Source organism: Mesorhizobium sp. WSM2561 (genome assembly GCF_000513915.1).
In the GTDB taxonomy this organism is placed as follows: domain Bacteria; phylum Pseudomonadota; class Alphaproteobacteria; order Rhizobiales; family Rhizobiaceae; genus Mesorhizobium; species Mesorhizobium muleiense.
Genome location: NZ_AZUX01000030.1, coordinates 67,683 through 81,060, shown reverse-complemented (window position 1 = coordinate 81,060; position 13,378 = coordinate 67,683). Strand labels below are relative to the sequence as shown.

Annotated in this window: 17 protein-coding genes and 1 pseudogene; 12 read left to right on the top strand and 6 right to left on the bottom strand. The window is 62.8% G+C overall.

Going from position 1 to position 13,378, the window contains the following annotated elements:
- From M727_RS40340 to M727_RS0123765, 3 genes are all read left to right on the top strand, one after another.
- A partial coding sequence (locus tag M727_RS40340) for a TAXI family TRAP transporter solute-binding subunit (protein ID WP_245268890.1) occupies positions 1-168 on the top strand: 168 nt, incomplete at its 5' end.
- Positions 169-331: 163 nt separating this feature from the next.
- Positions 332-2,434: a TRAP transporter permease gene (locus tag M727_RS37165; protein ID WP_036263134.1), complete on the top strand. Its 2,103-nt coding sequence runs from the start codon at positions 332-334 to the stop codon at positions 2,432-2,434.
- A complete protein-coding gene (locus M727_RS0123765; protein WP_027154742.1) occupies positions 2,431-2,793 on the top strand; it encodes a DUF1850 domain-containing protein in 363 nt (120 codons plus the stop codon). The genes M727_RS37165 and M727_RS0123765 overlap by 4 nt, the downstream gene beginning before the upstream one ends.
- 120 nt (positions 2,794-2,913) lie before the next feature.
- On the opposite strand, the gene M727_RS37160 is transcribed toward M727_RS0123765, so the two are convergent.
- Together M727_RS37160 and M727_RS44030 are read right to left on the bottom strand one after the other, a co-directional pair.
- A complete protein-coding gene (locus M727_RS37160; protein WP_348627181.1) occupies positions 2,914-3,678 on the bottom strand; it encodes a nucleoside recognition domain-containing protein in 765 nt (254 codons plus the stop codon).
- Entirely contained in the window at positions 3,675-3,908 is a 234-nt protein-coding gene (locus tag M727_RS44030) for a nucleoside recognition domain-containing protein (RefSeq protein ID WP_348627180.1), read from the bottom strand. The genes M727_RS37160 and M727_RS44030 overlap by 4 nt, the downstream gene beginning before the upstream one ends.
- A gap of 114 nt (positions 3,909-4,022) precedes the next feature.
- On the opposite strand from M727_RS44030, the gene M727_RS0123755 reads away from it, so the two are divergent.
- Positions 4,023-4,475 carry an Lrp/AsnC family transcriptional regulator gene (locus tag M727_RS0123755; protein WP_027154741.1) on the top strand — a complete coding sequence of 151 codons (453 nt, stop codon included), beginning with the start codon at positions 4,023-4,025 and terminating at the stop codon, positions 4,473-4,475.
- Positions 4,476-4,770: 295 nt separating this feature from the next.
- Here the strand turns inward: M727_RS0123755 and M727_RS40335 are convergent, their stop codons facing one another.
- Positions 4,771-4,917, bottom strand: coding sequence for a hypothetical protein (locus M727_RS40335; protein WP_023801394.1), 147 nt, complete (start codon positions 4,915-4,917; stop codon positions 4,771-4,773).
- A gap of 403 nt (positions 4,918-5,320) precedes the next feature.
- Here M727_RS40335 and M727_RS0123745 point away from each other — a divergent pair, with 403 nt between their 5' ends.
- Both M727_RS0123745 and ligD read left to right on the top strand, forming a co-directional pair.
- Entirely contained in the window at positions 5,321-5,827 is a 507-nt protein-coding gene (locus M727_RS0123745; RefSeq protein ID WP_027154740.1) for a ferritin-like domain-containing protein, read from the top strand.
- A 37-nt stretch (positions 5,828-5,864) separates the two neighbouring features.
- Positions 5,865-6,930 (top strand): annotated as a pseudogene (gene ligD / locus M727_RS0123740) (DNA ligase D); the annotation flags it as partial.
- Between the two features lie 8 nt (positions 6,931-6,938).
- Here ligD and M727_RS0123735 read toward each other — a convergent pair.
- Entirely contained in the window at positions 6,939-7,613 is a 675-nt protein-coding gene (locus M727_RS0123735) for a winged helix-turn-helix domain-containing protein (RefSeq protein ID WP_027154738.1), read from the bottom strand.
- 68 nt (positions 7,614-7,681) lie between these two features.
- On the opposite strand from M727_RS0123735, the gene M727_RS0123730 reads away from it, so the two are divergent.
- The 3 genes from M727_RS0123730 (at position 7,682) to M727_RS0123720 (ending at position 8,680) form a co-directional block, all read left to right on the top strand.
- A complete protein-coding gene (locus M727_RS0123730; RefSeq protein WP_027154737.1) occupies positions 7,682-7,909 on the top strand; it encodes a DUF1127 domain-containing protein in 228 nt (75 codons plus the stop codon).
- 97 nt (positions 7,910-8,006) lie between these two features.
- A complete protein-coding gene (locus M727_RS0123725; RefSeq protein WP_027154736.1) occupies positions 8,007-8,339 on the top strand; it encodes an NIPSNAP family protein in 333 nt (110 codons plus the stop codon).
- Positions 8,336-8,680, top strand: a complete 345-nt coding sequence (locus M727_RS0123720) for an antibiotic biosynthesis monooxygenase (RefSeq protein WP_027154735.1) — start codon at positions 8,336-8,338, stop codon at positions 8,678-8,680. The genes M727_RS0123725 and M727_RS0123720 overlap by 4 nt, the downstream gene beginning before the upstream one ends.
- A 208-nt stretch (positions 8,681-8,888) precedes the next feature.
- On the opposite strand, the gene mbfA is transcribed toward M727_RS0123720, so the two are convergent.
- On the bottom strand, positions 8,889-9,872 hold the full coding sequence (mbfA, locus tag M727_RS0123715; protein ID WP_027154734.1) for an iron exporter MbfA: 984 nt from the start codon (positions 9,870-9,872) through the stop codon (positions 8,889-8,891).
- A 173-nt stretch (positions 9,873-10,045) separates the two neighbouring features.
- On the opposite strand from mbfA, the gene M727_RS0123710 reads away from it, so the two are divergent.
- The 3 genes from M727_RS0123710 to M727_RS0123700 all read left to right on the top strand — a co-directional run bounded on the left by M727_RS0123710 (position 10,046) and on the right by M727_RS0123700 (position 12,176).
- Positions 10,046-10,369, top strand: a complete 324-nt coding sequence (locus tag M727_RS0123710; RefSeq protein ID WP_023801401.1) for a hypothetical protein — start codon at positions 10,046-10,048, stop codon at positions 10,367-10,369.
- A gap of 127 nt (positions 10,370-10,496) precedes the next feature.
- A complete protein-coding gene (locus M727_RS0123705) occupies positions 10,497-11,474 on the top strand; it encodes a threonine/serine dehydratase (RefSeq protein ID WP_027154733.1) in 978 nt (325 codons plus the stop codon).
- Between the two features lie 39 nt (positions 11,475-11,513).
- Complete coding sequence (locus M727_RS0123700; protein ID WP_027154732.1) at positions 11,514-12,176, top strand: glutathione S-transferase family protein; 663 nt, start codon at positions 11,514-11,516, stop codon at positions 12,174-12,176.
- 61 nt (positions 12,177-12,237) lie between these two features.
- Here the strand turns inward: M727_RS0123700 and M727_RS0123695 are convergent, their stop codons facing one another.
- Positions 12,238-13,374, bottom strand: coding sequence for an ABC transporter permease (locus tag M727_RS0123695; RefSeq protein ID WP_027154731.1), 1,137 nt, complete (start codon positions 13,372-13,374; stop codon positions 12,238-12,240).
- Between the last annotated feature and the right edge of the window lie 4 nt (positions 13,375-13,378).

Genomic DNA, 13,378 nt, shown 5'->3' with positions numbered 1-13,378 from the left:
GAGACCGGCTATCAGATGACCAAGCTGCTGTTCGAAAATCTCGAACAGCTCACTGCTGCCCACGCCGCCGCCAAGGCGATCGACATGGCCAAGGCGCTCGACGGCATGCCGGTGCCGCTGCATCCCGGTGCCGAGCGGTATTACAAGGAAAAGGGATTGGTGAAATAGGGCCGCTCCCTCCCCCTTGAGGGGAGGGTGCCGAGCGAAGCGAGGCGGGNGGGGNCGGNTCAGGCCGCGCACTGCCGCAACGACCCCACCCGTCCATGCGCCTTCGGCGGCTGTCCACCCTCCCCTCAAGGGGGAGGGATTGCGCCCCGCCAGGAACCCGCCAATGACCGACGCCCCTCCCGAAACCCAGACCATTCTCTCCCCCACCGCCGAAGCCCCGGTCGAAGGCCTGCCGCCGGGTTTCGGCGACGGCATCGCCGGCAAGGCCGCCTTTCTCATCGCCATCGCCTTCTCCATCTTCCAGATCTACATCGCCGCCTATGGCAGCCTGCCGAGCCAGGTGGTGCGCGCCATGCATGTCGGCTTCTTGCTGCTGCTCGGCTTCGGCCTGATCGCCAACCTGCGCGCCACAAGCACACCGGCAAAAGCAGCGTTCTGGACGCTCGGCCTGCTCGGCTTTGGCACCGGCCTCTACAATTGGGTGTTCTACGCCGATCTCATCCGGCGCTCCGGCTTCCTCACCACGCCGGACCTGATCGTCGGCACGGTGCTGGTCGTGCTGGTCTTCGAGGCCGCGCGGCGGCTGATGGGGCTGCCGCTTGCCCTGATCGCCTTGATCTTTCTCGCCTACGCTTCCTTCGGCAATCACCTGCCGCCGCCCTTCATCCATCGCGGCTATGATTTCGCACAGCTCATCGACACCTTCGCCTTCGGCACCGAAGGCATCTACGGCACGCCGGTCTACGTCTCGGCCGCCTATATCTTCATCTTCGTCGTGTTCGCCGCCTTTCTCGAACGCGCCGGCATGATCGCACTGTTCAACGATTTCGCGCTTGGCCTGGTCGGCACGTGGCGCGGCGGCCCGGCCCAGGTCTGCGTCCTGTCGTCGGCGCTGATGGGCACCATTTCCGGCTCCGGCGTCGCCAATGTGGTGGCCAGCGGCCAGTTCACCATCCCGCTGATGAAGCGCTTCGGGTTCCGTTCGGCTTTCGCCGGCGCGGTCGAGGCGACCTCTTCGATGGGCGGCCAAATCATGCCGCCGGTGATGGGCGCGGTCGCCTTCATCATGGCTGAGACACTGAACATTCCGTATGCCGAGGTGGTCAAGGCGGCGATCATCCCGGCGCTGCTCTATTTCGGCGCCTGCTTCTGGCAGGTGTACCTGGAAGCCGGCAAGGCCGGCCTGCAGGGCATGGCCAAGGCGGACCTGCCCAATCCGTGGCACGCGGTGAGCAGACATTGGCCGCTGGTGCTGCCGCTGGCCGCGCTCATCTATCTGCTGTTTGCCGGCTATACGCCGATCTTCGCCGGCACCATGGGGCTGGCGCTGACCATCGTGCTCATCCTCGGCACGCCGCTGGCGGCTTTGATCGGGCCGCTTGCCTTCCGCATCGTCTTTTGGGTGGCGCTCGGGCTTGCCGCCGCCTCCTTCATGAGGTTCGGCGTCGACATCCTGAGTTTTGTCATCGCTGGGCTCGTCGTCGCATGCGTCACCTTCAGGGGCGGACGCGAGACGCTGCAGATATGCATAGATTCGCTGGCCGAGGGCGCAAAGAACGCGTTGCCGGTCGGCATCGCCTGCGCCATCGTCGGCGTCGTCATCGGCACCTTGACGCTCACCGGCATCGCCTCCACCTTCATCGGCTGGATTATATCCATCGGCGAGAACAATCTGTTCCTGTCGCTGGTGCTGACCATGCTCACCTGCCTGGTGCTCGGCATGGGCATACCGACGATCCCCAACTACATCATCACCTCGTCGCTGGCCGGGCCGGCATTGCTGTCACTCGACGTGCCTCTGGTGGTCAGCCATATGTTCGTCTTCTATTTCGGCATCATGGCCGACCTCACTCCGCCGGTGGCGCTGGCCGCCTTCGCGGCCGCGCCGATGGCCAAGGAGAGCGGGCTCAAGATCGGCATCCAGGCCACCAAGCTTGCCGTCGCCGGCTTCGTCGTGCCGTTCATGGCGGTCTACACCCCGGCGCTGATGCTGCAGGACCCCGGTCCGATCGCCGCCCAGTTCGGTTATCCCGTCGAGGTCGCCTATATCGTCGCCAAGGCCTGCATGGGCATTGCCCTGTGGGGCGCAGCCGCCGTCGGGTTCCTGGCCCGGCGCATGGCCTGGTGGGAGCGTCTCGTCGCCTTCGCCGCCGGCGTGCTGCTGGTTGCCGCACTGCCTGTCACCGACGAAGCCGGGTGGGCACTCTCTGTCGCCTGGATCGGCTGGCACTGCTGGCGTGCGCGGCAGGCCACCGGCACCGCATGAGCCTCTGTATCCTCGCAGCCGGCAAGACGGTGACGCTCACGGTGGCCGCCTTCACGCTCGCCTGGACGCATTCGGTGGAAAAGACGCATTGGCAGGAGGACTGGAAGGTGACGCCTTCCGGCTTGGAGATCGCCGAGGCACGGATCAAGGGCTCGGGCGCCGGCATGGAACCGCCGGAAGGCTCGGTGCTGCGGGACGGTTGGTGGGTCTATAAACCCAAGATGGCGCCGCAGCGGCGCCTTGTGCTCGCGGCCTCCGGCGCGACCGGTGAAGGCTGGACGCTGTGCACGGTTCAGGGCTGCCGCGAACTGGGCAAGGCGGCAGGCGACACGACGGTGCTGGAGCCGTGCGAAGGTTAGTACCAGCCGCGGTAGCGGACGGTCGGCAAGCGGGTGCGGGACCTCGTCCTCCAGGGCGTTGTCGGATGTCGAGTGCCGGGCACAGCCACATAAGCGGGCGGAAGACGCTCCATCGTTTCGTTAGCCGCCAAAACCGGATTCCGACTGAGCAAGCCGACGTTCTTCCTTGCGGAAGAATGCTTTGAAAAACAGAATTTCGGAAGCCGAACTGATTGCCCGCGCGATCAACGCGGTTGCGAGCACGGCAAAGATCAGGCGAACGAAAAACACACTGGTGAAGTCTGCACCCAGCGCGATGACAACCAGTGTGTCCTCTATGAGACTGTGGGCAAAGCCCATGAACACGCAAGCGAGGAAGATCTGGCGCGGCTCTACGCTGGTCGTGCGCGCCTCGCGGATCAGCAGTCCCGCGCCATAGGAAATTCCAAGAAACAGACCGACCGCAGTGGACGGCACCGCTTGTGATTGGATGCCGGCAAGGCGAAAGAGCGGCGCAAGCGCCTTGTTCAGCCAACGCAGGATGCCCGACATATTGAGTAGCTCGATCAGCCAGCTTAGTGCGAGGAGAATGACGAGCATGGTTGCCAGGGTTTTGAGCATGCCTGGAAAAAAACTGCTCCAATCAGCGCCTTCGCTCATCGGTATCCACGCCGGCTTCAGCGGCTCGGATAGCCATCCGGTTGCTGCGAATATCTGGTGCAGGAGCACGGCAAGGATCAATCCGCCGCCAATGCGAAGCGCTGCAGTGACCACGAAGCTTGGCCCAACCTTCTGAATGATGCGTTGTTCAATCGGAATGGCATGCGCAAATAGCAAAAGGGTTGAAAGAACGGTCATGTCGGCAGTGCTCAACGTCGAAACCGGGGCCAGGGTGAACACGGTCACCACCGCGCCCCAAATCCCACCAGCAATCCTGTCAGCCAGGCAAGAGCGAGCTCGGGCGGCAGTCCAACCAGCGTCATGAGAGGCGTGAAGAACGGAGAGATCGCCCGGATGACACCAAGATCCTGCAGGATCTGTGTGGCTATCGTGACCGGAACGATAATGCGAACCAATTCCCAATAGATTTCAAGCGTTTCCAGCGTCCTTCGATAGAGGGCGGCCTGCACTGCCATGGCGATGTCTCCGTGATTGACGCCAAATGACTACCGTGAGACGGTTCGCATTTGTGGTCAAAATTTGCGGACTTGTGCAATAAAATTGCAGGCAGACGACGACGGAGGACCGCAATGGACCGGATCGACAGGAAGCTTCTCAAGCTGTTGCAAGAAGACGCTTCGCGCACCAATGCCGACCTGGCGGCGGAGGTCGGGCTTTCGCCCTCCAGCTGCTTGCGCCGCATACGGCGGCTCAAGTCAGTCGGTGTCATCGACCGCGTTGTCGCGCTTCTTGATCCGGCCAAGGCCGGCAGGGGGATGAAGGCTATCGTCACGGTCGAGCTGGAGCGCCACGGCGAGCAGCACATGCGCCGCTTCCTCGAGCTTGCCGCCATGGAACCGGTGGTGATCCAGGCCTACAGCGTGAGCGGCTCGACCGACGCTGTCCTTATGCTGCGCCTGATGGATATGGACGAGTTCGACACTTTGTGCGAGCGGCTGTTCTGCGATCGGACGAATGTGGCGCGGTATTACACCATGTTTGTGATTCGAACCGCCAAGGAGACGACCGCAATCCCGCTCTAGATTTTCGGAGGCCAACTCGGCGGATGGGATCTTGCAGCTACTGGGCGGTCACGCGAGTCCCGGCTGCCTGGTGTCAAACGGCACTTAGCTTGCCGGCGGCGAGATCAAAGCCCCAGAATTTCGAAGCCCAGATTCTCGAAGCCCCAGAATCTCAAAATTCTGGAAACTCAGACCCTTGGCGTTGTCGCACGCCGCTTGTCGGCGAGCCCAGGACGTTCCGTGCGATAGGTGGTCGCACGATGATCGACGGCCGGCCTGCATATCCGGCTATCGTGACGGCTTTCCATGGTCGTCATCAGTGCGCGCTGATGCCGAGCGTGTGGCCGCGGCGTGCGCAAGCGGGGCCTGGGCCGCGCATGTAATAGCGCTCCGGCCGGTAGGTCGGCGCGACGAATTCGCGGATGGCAGCAGCGTAGCCGATGAGGTGCGTCAAGAAGTTCATTTTCCCTGTCCCTGTCCCGATTTCGGATGTCCCTTCCGAATTGCGTGGGATCATAGCGTCGAGGCGTGAATACTCGGTGAACACGATGTTAATCTTTGGTCAAAAAGGCCTTGGTTCGTGGCTGGAATGCGGCTGATTCGGGGTCTTTCCATGCAGTTCGTCGGCATTCCAGCTAGTGTGACTTTTGCATCACATATGTTTCGTTTGGATGTCGCTCCGACGCGCTTGTGTTTCAACTTTGGCCGGTGCCGCGAAATTTCCGTGCTTGCTCGGGGAAAGCCAGGAACCCGTCCGATAGAAGCACGTTGACGCTGAGAGCCGGGACCAATCCTGGCCCAGCGGCTTCCGAGCGGAACCGCCGCCGGAACCCCCAACACAGCAAGAACAATGGAAAGGCAAAGCCATGGGTTTCTTTTCGAAAGACATCAAGACGCTGGACGACCTCTTCGTCCACACGCTGCGCGACATCTATTACGCCGAGAAACAGATCGAGAAGTCGCTGCCGAAGATGATCGACAAGGCGACCGATCCGCAGCTGAAAGCCGGCCTGGAGAAGCATCTCGGCCAGACCAAAGGTCATATCGAGCGGGTCGAGAAGGTGTTCGAACTGCATGGCGTGAAGGCCAAGACGGTCAACTGTCCGGCCATCGACGGCATTCTCGAGGAAGCCGATGAAGTCAGCGGCGACATCGACGACAAGGACGTTCTCGACGCCGCCCTGATCGCATCCGCGCAGGCGGTCGAGCACTACGAGATAACCCGTTACGGCACGTTGATCGCTTGGGCCAAGCAGCTTGGCCGCACCGACTGCGCCAATGTCCTGGCCAACAACATCAAGGAAGAGCAGGCGACCGACCGCAAGCTCACCGAGATTGCGGAAGCCAAGGTCAACCTTCAGGCCGCCGAGTAGACTGTCGATCGAGGCAACGCCGGACAACCGGCTTTGCCTCACTTTCCGTAGCTGGACGTCGACCGTACAATGGGCCACGCTCGTTCCAGGGATTGCGCGAGGACAAACCGGCGGAGGAAGTCGTGCAGGAAAAGCCGAAAGCACCCGCTAGCAGGGCCGACAGCAAGGCAAAGCCTGCCGATACCAAGGCAAAGCCTGCTGGGGGCAAGGGCGAGATATCCGCCGCTGTCAAATCCACGGGGGCGGCAGACACCGTCATAAAACTTTCTCATCCGGACAAGCTTCTGTGGCCGCAGGAGAAGGTATCGAAACAGGGCCTGCTCGATCATTACGCTTTGGTCTGGCCGCGCATGCACCAATTCGTCGTCAATCGGCCGCTCAGCCTGGTGCGCGCGCCGGACGGCGTCGACGGCCAACGCTTTTTTCAGAAGCATGCCTCCGCGGGCATGCACGAAAAAATCGCCAGGATGAAGGATCCGACTGACGGCGAGGAGATATTGTTCATCCGTGATTTCGACGGTGTCGCTGCCTTGGTCCAACTCGGCGTGGTCGAGATCCATATCTGGGGCTGCACCATCGACGAACTGGACAAGCCGGACCAGATCATCTTCGATCTCGATCCCGACGAAGAAGTCGACATGAAAGCGGTGCGCGCGGCGGCGCACGAAATTCACGGCCGGCTCGATGCGCTGTCATTGCCGAATTTCGTCAAGACCTCGGGCGGCAAGGGCTACCATGTCGTGGTGCCGCTGAAACCGTCGGCGGACTGGGACGAGGCGAAGGACTTCGCCCATGATTTCGCCCGCGCCCTCGAGCAGGCCGCCCCTGATCGGTATACGGCGACGCTGTCGAAGAAGGCGCGCACCGGCAAGATCTTCGTCGACTATCTGCGCAACGGCCGCGGCTCGACCACGGTGGCGCCCTATTCGTCGCGCGCCAAAAAGGGCGCCACGGTATCGATGCCGGCGATTTGGGCCGAGGTCGAGGCCGGGTTGGCGCCGAACGCATTTCCGATCGGCGACAAGACGACGCTGAAACAGTTGGCGAAAGCCGATCCCTGGGTGGATTTTTTCAAGCAGGGCAAGCCGCTCAAGCGAGGCTGATCAGTTTCTCAGTCGAGAAACACCCTCTCGAACGCCTGCTTGCCCATCGGCGAGAAGATTACCGCGCGGCTGTTTTGCTCGCGCCGCGCCCATTTTTCCAAAAGGATCTTATCGAGGATGGCAGCGCCCAGCGTGCCGGCCAGATGCGAGCGCCGCACGCTCCAGTCGAGGCAGGCCCGGCACACCGGCCGCCGCGCCTTGCTCACGACATCGATGCCGATCGCGGCGAAATGCGAGGCGGCCGAAGGCCCGAGCCGGATCTCCTTGTCGTCGCGCAGGAGCACTTGTCGAGCGACAAGACGGTCGAGCATCGCCACGGCCTGCTCGCCGGCGAGGTGGTCGTAGCAGACCCGCGCCACGCGCATCGCCGCATCACGCGGACCCGGCCGCACCCGCTGCGGCCCGACCGCAGCGGCGACGCCGGTGATCGCCTCGATCATGCCAGCCACCTGCGGTCCGGCGAGCCCGTAGTAGCGATGCCGCCCCTGGCTTGCCAGCGTCAGCAGCCCGCCCTCCATCAGTTTCGACAGATGCGAGCTGGCGGTCGGCAGCGACACGCCGGCCTCGAGCGCCAGTTCGCTCGCTGTCAGCGCCGTGCCACCCATCAGCGCGGTCAGCATGTTTGCCCGCGCCGGATCGCCGACCAGGCTGGCGATGCGGGCTATGTCTGGTCCTTCACGCATAGTTCGTCCTTTATCGAAGCATTGACGTCGGATAACCACTATCCTGCGCCGAGATCAAGGAGACGACGATGACCGCAAGAACCGTTCCCCCCACCGTGCCTGTCAGCCGCCTCGGCTGTCGGCCGTCTCCGTTCATGATCTTGCGCCGGGTGCATCTGCGGCTGCTGGCGCGGTGGTATGACCGCCATCTGCAACGCCTCGACCTCGCCGAGATTGACGAGCACCTTTTGCGCGATCTTGGCCTGACACCACAAGACGTTCGCCGCGAATGCGCGAAATCCTTCTGGCAAGCGTGATCAGCATGGAAAATTGCCTAGCACATAGAACCACAGAACGTTTCGACACCGCTCGAACTGTCGCCGCAACAAAACAGATTCAGCAAGGAGACAAAAGATGACCATCACCTGCTTCATCCGCTACGAGATCGACCCGTTCGGCAAGGCGGCGTTCGAGGAGTATGCCCGCAACTGGGGCCAGGCGATCCCGCGCTGCGGCGCCGATCTGATCGGCTATTTCGCGCCGCATGAGGGCTCGGCCACGACAGCCTATGCCGCCTACAACATCGACAGCCTGGCGGCTTACGAAGCCTACCGCATCAGGCTCGCCGCCGACCCGGCCGGCAAGGCCAATTACGAGTTCGCCCGGCGTGAAAAATTCATCCTGAAAGAGGATCGGACTTTTCTGAAACTCGCATCCGGGCCGCACGCATCTCTGGTGAAACTGTGATCGCCGTCATCTTCGAAGTCGAGCCGGCAGCGGGCAAGCGCGACGCCTATCTCGGCCTCGCCGCCGACCTGCGTCCACTGCTCGAAGGCATCGACGGCTTCCTGTCGATCGAGCGCTTCCAGAGCCTTGTCGACCCGAGCCGCATTCTGTCGCTGTCGTTCTGGCGTGACGAGGAAGCGGTGAAAGCCTGGCGCAACACGGAGGAACATAGGCAGGCGCAGAAGGCCGGCCGCGGCGGCATCTTTGCCGACTACCGTCTGCGCATCGCCCACGTCGTGCGCGACTATGGCCTGACCGAAAGGGCCGAGGCGCCTGAGGACAGCCGCGCGGCGAACGGGTGAGTGGGGCGGCGTGGCGCGGCTCTCCCTTCTCCCCTTGTGGGAGAAGGTGTCGCCGAAGGCGACGGATGAGGGGTGTTCCAGCTTGGCACCGACAGCACTCCGTCCAACACCCCTCTTCCGTCTCGGCGCTGCGCGCCGATCCACCGCCCGGGGCGAGTCACGGGCCTCGCCCGCCCTTCGGGCGACAAGGGGAGAAGGGAAGATCGAGCTAGGCATTCCCGATCAGCACTCCAGCCGCAAACACCAGCGCGCCGCCCAGCACCACCTGGAAGGTGGCGCGCCAGAACGGCGTCTGCATATAACGGTTCTGCACAAAGGCGATCGCCCACAGTTCGAAGAACACCACCACGACCGCGAGAATTGTCGCGGTCCAGAAATACGGAATGAGGTAGGGCAAGGCGTGACCGAGGCCACCCAGCGCCGTCATCACGCCTGTGGTGATGCCGCGTTTCACCGGCGAGCCGCGGCCCGACAGCTTGCCGTCGTCGGAGGCGACCTCGGTGAAGCCCATCGAGATGCCGGCGCCGATCGAGGCGGCAAGCCCGACCAGGAAGGTCTGGAACGTGTCGTGCGTGGCGAACGCGGCGGCGAAGATCGGCGCCAGCGTCGACACCGATCCGTCCATCAGCCCGGCCAGTCCCGGCTGCACATAGGTCAGGATGAACTGGCGCTGCTCGGCCGCTGCTTCCTCGGCCTTCACCGCGCCCGGCACATGCTTTTGCTCCAGCCGCTGCGCCAGCGTCTCGTGGCCCTGTTCGGCCACCGCCAGATTGTCGAGCAGCTTTCGCGTCGAGGCGTCGCTGGTGCGTTTCGCCGCCTCGACGTAGAACAGGTAGGCCTGACGCTCCATCGACTCGGCCTGTTGGCGCACATGTTCGATGCCGAGCGGCCGGACCAGCCAGTCGGGCTTGCGCTCGTAATAGCCCTTTACATGCTCGCGCCGGATCAGCGGAATGCGCTCGCCAAAACGCTCGCGGTGAAGCTCGATCAGCGAGTCGCGATGGCCGTCCTCCTCCTCCGCCATTTCCTCGAACACTTTGGCTGAATGCGGAAACCTATCCGCCAGCCCGTCGGCATAGGCGCGGTAGATACGCCCGTCATCCTCTTCGGAAGAGATGGCGAGCGCCAGGATCTCTTGCTCCGAGAGCGACTCGAAGGGACGGCGACCAAAACCGAAAACACGGGAAAGCATGAGAAATCCGCCCTAGTTTAGAATAGTTCTAAACTAGAGTTTGGTGCACCGTTGGTCAATCGCTTGTAGCCGGAGGTTCAAATTTATGGCTGCGGGAATCCTCCGCCAGCGCCCTTCATTATTGGCGAATGTTCACCTATATAGTGGGCTTAAGCCAAGAGAAAGGAATCCGGATGCCGGCAAAACAGCCCACCCATGCATTTGACCCGAAACCCGTTCTCGACCTGATCGCCAGCATCGAGGCCGATCTGCAGCGCCTGAAAGGCCTGGTTGAGCAGCAGGTTGAAAAATTCGACCCGGCCAATCCGCACAACAAAGCCCCCGACGGCAAGCTGACCGAGGAGGGCGTCGAATGCTGCTACCGCCTGTTCGACGAGGGCAAGTCGCGCTATTCGGTTGCCCAGCAGATGAAGATATCCTTCGCAGCCGCCACCCATCGCTTCAACACCTGGCGCAAGATGGGCGGCGCCAAACGGCAACGGACGCTTTTGGGGTGAGGAGCGGTTGGCGAAGAGCGCCACTCTCTGCTCGCAATCCACGAATTGTCTCGGTCACATTTTTCCAGTGGTGCGCGGTCTGGTTTTCCGTGCACCATGCGGCGGTCTCATTCTGCAGGACCTCACCATGACCACCCTTCCCGGCATCGCCGATATCCACCGCGCAGCAACGCGATTGTCCGGCCTGATCGTCGAAACGCCGCTGATCGAATCGTCGGAGCTGAACAAGCGTTTCAGCGCCAGGATCCTGTTCAAGCCGGAGACGCTGCAGCGTACCGGCTCGTTCAAGTTCCGCGGCGCCTACAACAAACTGTCGTCGCTCAGCGATGAGCAGCGCAGCCGCGGCGTCGTCGCCTTCTCGTCGGGCAACCATGCGCAAGGCGTCGCCGCGTCGGCGGCGATGTTCGGCGTCAAGGCGGTTATCGCCATGCCCACCGATGCGCCGGCAATGAAGGTCGGCAATGTCAGGAAAATGGGCGCCGAAGTGGTTGCGTTCGACCGGTTTCGCGACGATCGCATGGCGGTGGTTCGCCCGTACATGGAACGGGGCATGGTCCTGGTTCCGCCTTTCGACGACCCGGCCATCATCGCCGGCCAGGGAACGATCGGCCTCGAACTGATGGCGCAGGCAAAAGCACTCGGGGTGAGCCTCGACGCGGTCGTCATCCCCTGCGGCGGCGGCGGCCTGAGCAGCGGTATCTCCATCGCGGTCAAGGACGCCTCGCCGGGCACCGCCGTCTGGGCGGTGGAACCCGAGCATTTCGACGACACCTGTCGTTCACTGGCCAGAGGTGCCCGGGTTTCGATCGAACCCGGCCACACTTCGATCTGCGACGCGCTCCTCACCGCGGAGCCGGGCGCGATCACCTTCGAGATCAACCGCAGGAATCTCGCCGGCGGCATTGCCGTGTCCGACAGAGCGGCGGCACAGGCGATGCGCGACGCCATGGCCCATCTCAAGCTGGTGGTCGAACCCGGCGGCTGCGTCGGGCTGGCCGCGCTGTCATCGGGCGAGATCGAGCTATCAGGCAAATGCGTCGCCGTGGTGCTGTCCGGCGGCAATGTCGATTTCGGCACCTATGCGGAGATCATGGCCGCGGCTTAGGGTGCGACCGAACCGGCACCATTCAAAGGCTGACACGAAATGAAACTGCTCTTCAGCCGCAATCCCAATCCTCGCCTCGCGGTCGCCGTGGCACGCTATCTCGACGCAAAGCTCGACTTTGAGTTCGCATCGCCCTTCGCTCCCGGGCAGGCTGAGCGATATCGCCCGCTGAATCCCAATCTTTCATTGCCGATACTCGTAGGCTCGGGAAACAGCCTCTGGGAGGCTGACGCCATAGCCTGCCGGCTTTCACGCGACGCGCATTCGGATCTCTGGCGCACCGGCGACGACGAACCCGAGATGATCCGATGGCTCAGTTGGGGTAAAGAGAATTTTGCAAGAGCTTGCGACGTCGTGCATTTCGAACGCGGCACCAAGCAGCGCTATGGGATTGGCCCGATCGATCAGCACCGGGTTGAGGAGGGGCTGAGGGACTTTCGCACGGCCGCTGCAACACTTGAGAACGCGCTTTCCGAGCGAGACTGGCTGGTCGAAGATTCGGTTTCCTATGCCGACTTTAGAATGGCGACGTTTCTGCCATTCAACGATGTCGCCAGATTGCCGCTCGACGATTATCCTTCGGTCAGTCGCTGGTATCGCCAGCTTGAAGAGATCGACGCCTGGCGCGATCCCTTCAAAGGACTGGATGCGCCTGAATTGTCGCCGGTCCCGGGACGCCCGCATGAACCTCGACCCGAATGATCATGCATCCAAGGTGACACCTCGGCCATTTGCGTAAGCTGCTTGAGTTGGATCCTAATTCCTAATCCAGCGTCCGGCGGAACCGCACCAGCGCCACGCCGGCAAACAGCGCCACGAACACGACCAGCCAGCCTATTTCGGTTGCGACCGCCGGCAGGTCGGCGCCCTTCAGCATCACCGCGCGGATGATGCGCAGGAAATGCGTCAGCGGCAGGATCTCGCCGAAGATCTGCGCCCAGCCAGGCATGCCGCGATAGGGGAACATGAAGCCCGACAACAGGATCGACGGCAGAAAGAAGAAGAAGGTGAGTTGCAGTGCCTGCATCTGCGTGCGCGCCATCGTCGAGATGGTGTAGCCGAGCAGCACCAGCGCCAGCACGAAGACCAGAACCGCCGCAAGCAGCAGCGATAACGACCCGGTGAAGGGAACCCCAAACAGCAGCTTGGCCGCCGCCAGCACCACCGCCACTTGCACGGCGCCGACCACCAGATAGGGCAGCACCTTGCCGAGCATGATTTCGAGCGGGCTGGACGGCATCGCCAGAAGGTTTTCCATCGTGCCGCGCTCGGTCTCGCGCGTCAGCGCGATCGAGGTCATCATCACCATCGTCATCTGCAGGATGACGCCGAGCAGGCCGGGGACGATGTTGTATTGCGAGATGCCTTCCGGATTGTAGCGTCGGTGCACCACCACTTCGAGCTGGCCTCGGGCGGCTTCGGCGGCCGTCTCCTGCATGCCGCGCGCCCTGAGCAGCGCCTGGTTGGCAACGGTGCCGAGCGTCGAAATGGCCCCGCTGGCGACTGCCGGGTCGGTCGCATCAGCCTCGATCAGGATTTGCGGCTGGTCGCCGCGCTCGACTCGCCGGGCAAAGTCGGCGGGAATGGTGACGACGAAGGCGACGTCGCCACGCGCCATCAGGAATTCCGCCTCGGCGGCATTTTGCGCGACATGGTCGAAGCGGTAGTAGCCGGTGGTCTGCAGCGCCGAAACCATGGCTCGCGTGTAAGGATCGCTGCTCATCGCCACCAGGGCTGCCGGCAGGCTCTTCGGATCGTTGTTGATGGCATAGCCAAACAGCACCAGCTGCATCAGCGGCACGCCCAGCATCATGGCGAAGGTGATGCGGTCGCGCCGCATCTGGATGAACTCCTTGATCAGCAGCGCGCCGAGCCTGGCGAGGGAAAAGACGCTGTTTATCCCG

What these genes read in the sequence shown, in the direction of transcription:
- M727_RS0123725 (WP_027154736.1), top strand. Translation starts at nt 8,007, where the DNA reads ATGACCATCACCTGCTTCATCCGCTACGAGATCGACCCGTTCGGCAAG.
- M727_RS40335 (WP_023801394.1), bottom strand. Translation starts at nt 4,917, where the DNA reads ATGAACTTCTTGACGCACCTCATCGGCTACGCTGCTGCCATCCGCGAA.
- M727_RS37165 (WP_036263134.1), top strand. Translation starts at nt 332, where the DNA reads ATGACCGACGCCCCTCCCGAAACCCAGACCATTCTCTCCCCCACCGCC.
- M727_RS0123765 (WP_027154742.1), top strand. Translation starts at nt 2,431, where the DNA reads ATGAGCCTCTGTATCCTCGCAGCCGGCAAGACGGTGACGCTCACGGTG.
- M727_RS0123710 (WP_023801401.1), top strand. Translation starts at nt 10,046, where the DNA reads ATGCCGGCAAAACAGCCCACCCATGCATTTGACCCGAAACCCGTTCTC.
- M727_RS0123700 (WP_027154732.1), top strand. Translation starts at nt 11,514, where the DNA reads ATGAAACTGCTCTTCAGCCGCAATCCCAATCCTCGCCTCGCGGTCGCC.
- M727_RS0123745 (WP_027154740.1), top strand. Translation starts at nt 5,321, where the DNA reads ATGGGTTTCTTTTCGAAAGACATCAAGACGCTGGACGACCTCTTCGTC.
- M727_RS0123730 (WP_027154737.1), top strand. Translation starts at nt 7,682, where the DNA reads ATGACCGCAAGAACCGTTCCCCCCACCGTGCCTGTCAGCCGCCTCGGC.
- M727_RS0123735 (WP_027154738.1), bottom strand. Translation starts at nt 7,613, where the DNA reads ATGCGTGAAGGACCAGACATAGCCCGCATCGCCAGCCTGGTCGGCGAT.
- M727_RS0123705 (WP_027154733.1), top strand. Translation starts at nt 10,497, where the DNA reads ATGACCACCCTTCCCGGCATCGCCGATATCCACCGCGCAGCAACGCGA.
- M727_RS44030 (WP_348627180.1), bottom strand. Translation starts at nt 3,908, where the DNA reads ATGGCAGTGCAGGCCGCCCTCTATCGAAGGACGCTGGAAACGCTTGAA.
- M727_RS0123755 (WP_027154741.1), top strand. Translation starts at nt 4,023, where the DNA reads ATGGACCGGATCGACAGGAAGCTTCTCAAGCTGTTGCAAGAAGACGCT.
- mbfA (WP_027154734.1), bottom strand. Translation starts at nt 9,872, where the DNA reads ATGCTTTCCCGTGTTTTCGGTTTTGGTCGCCGTCCCTTCGAGTCGCTC.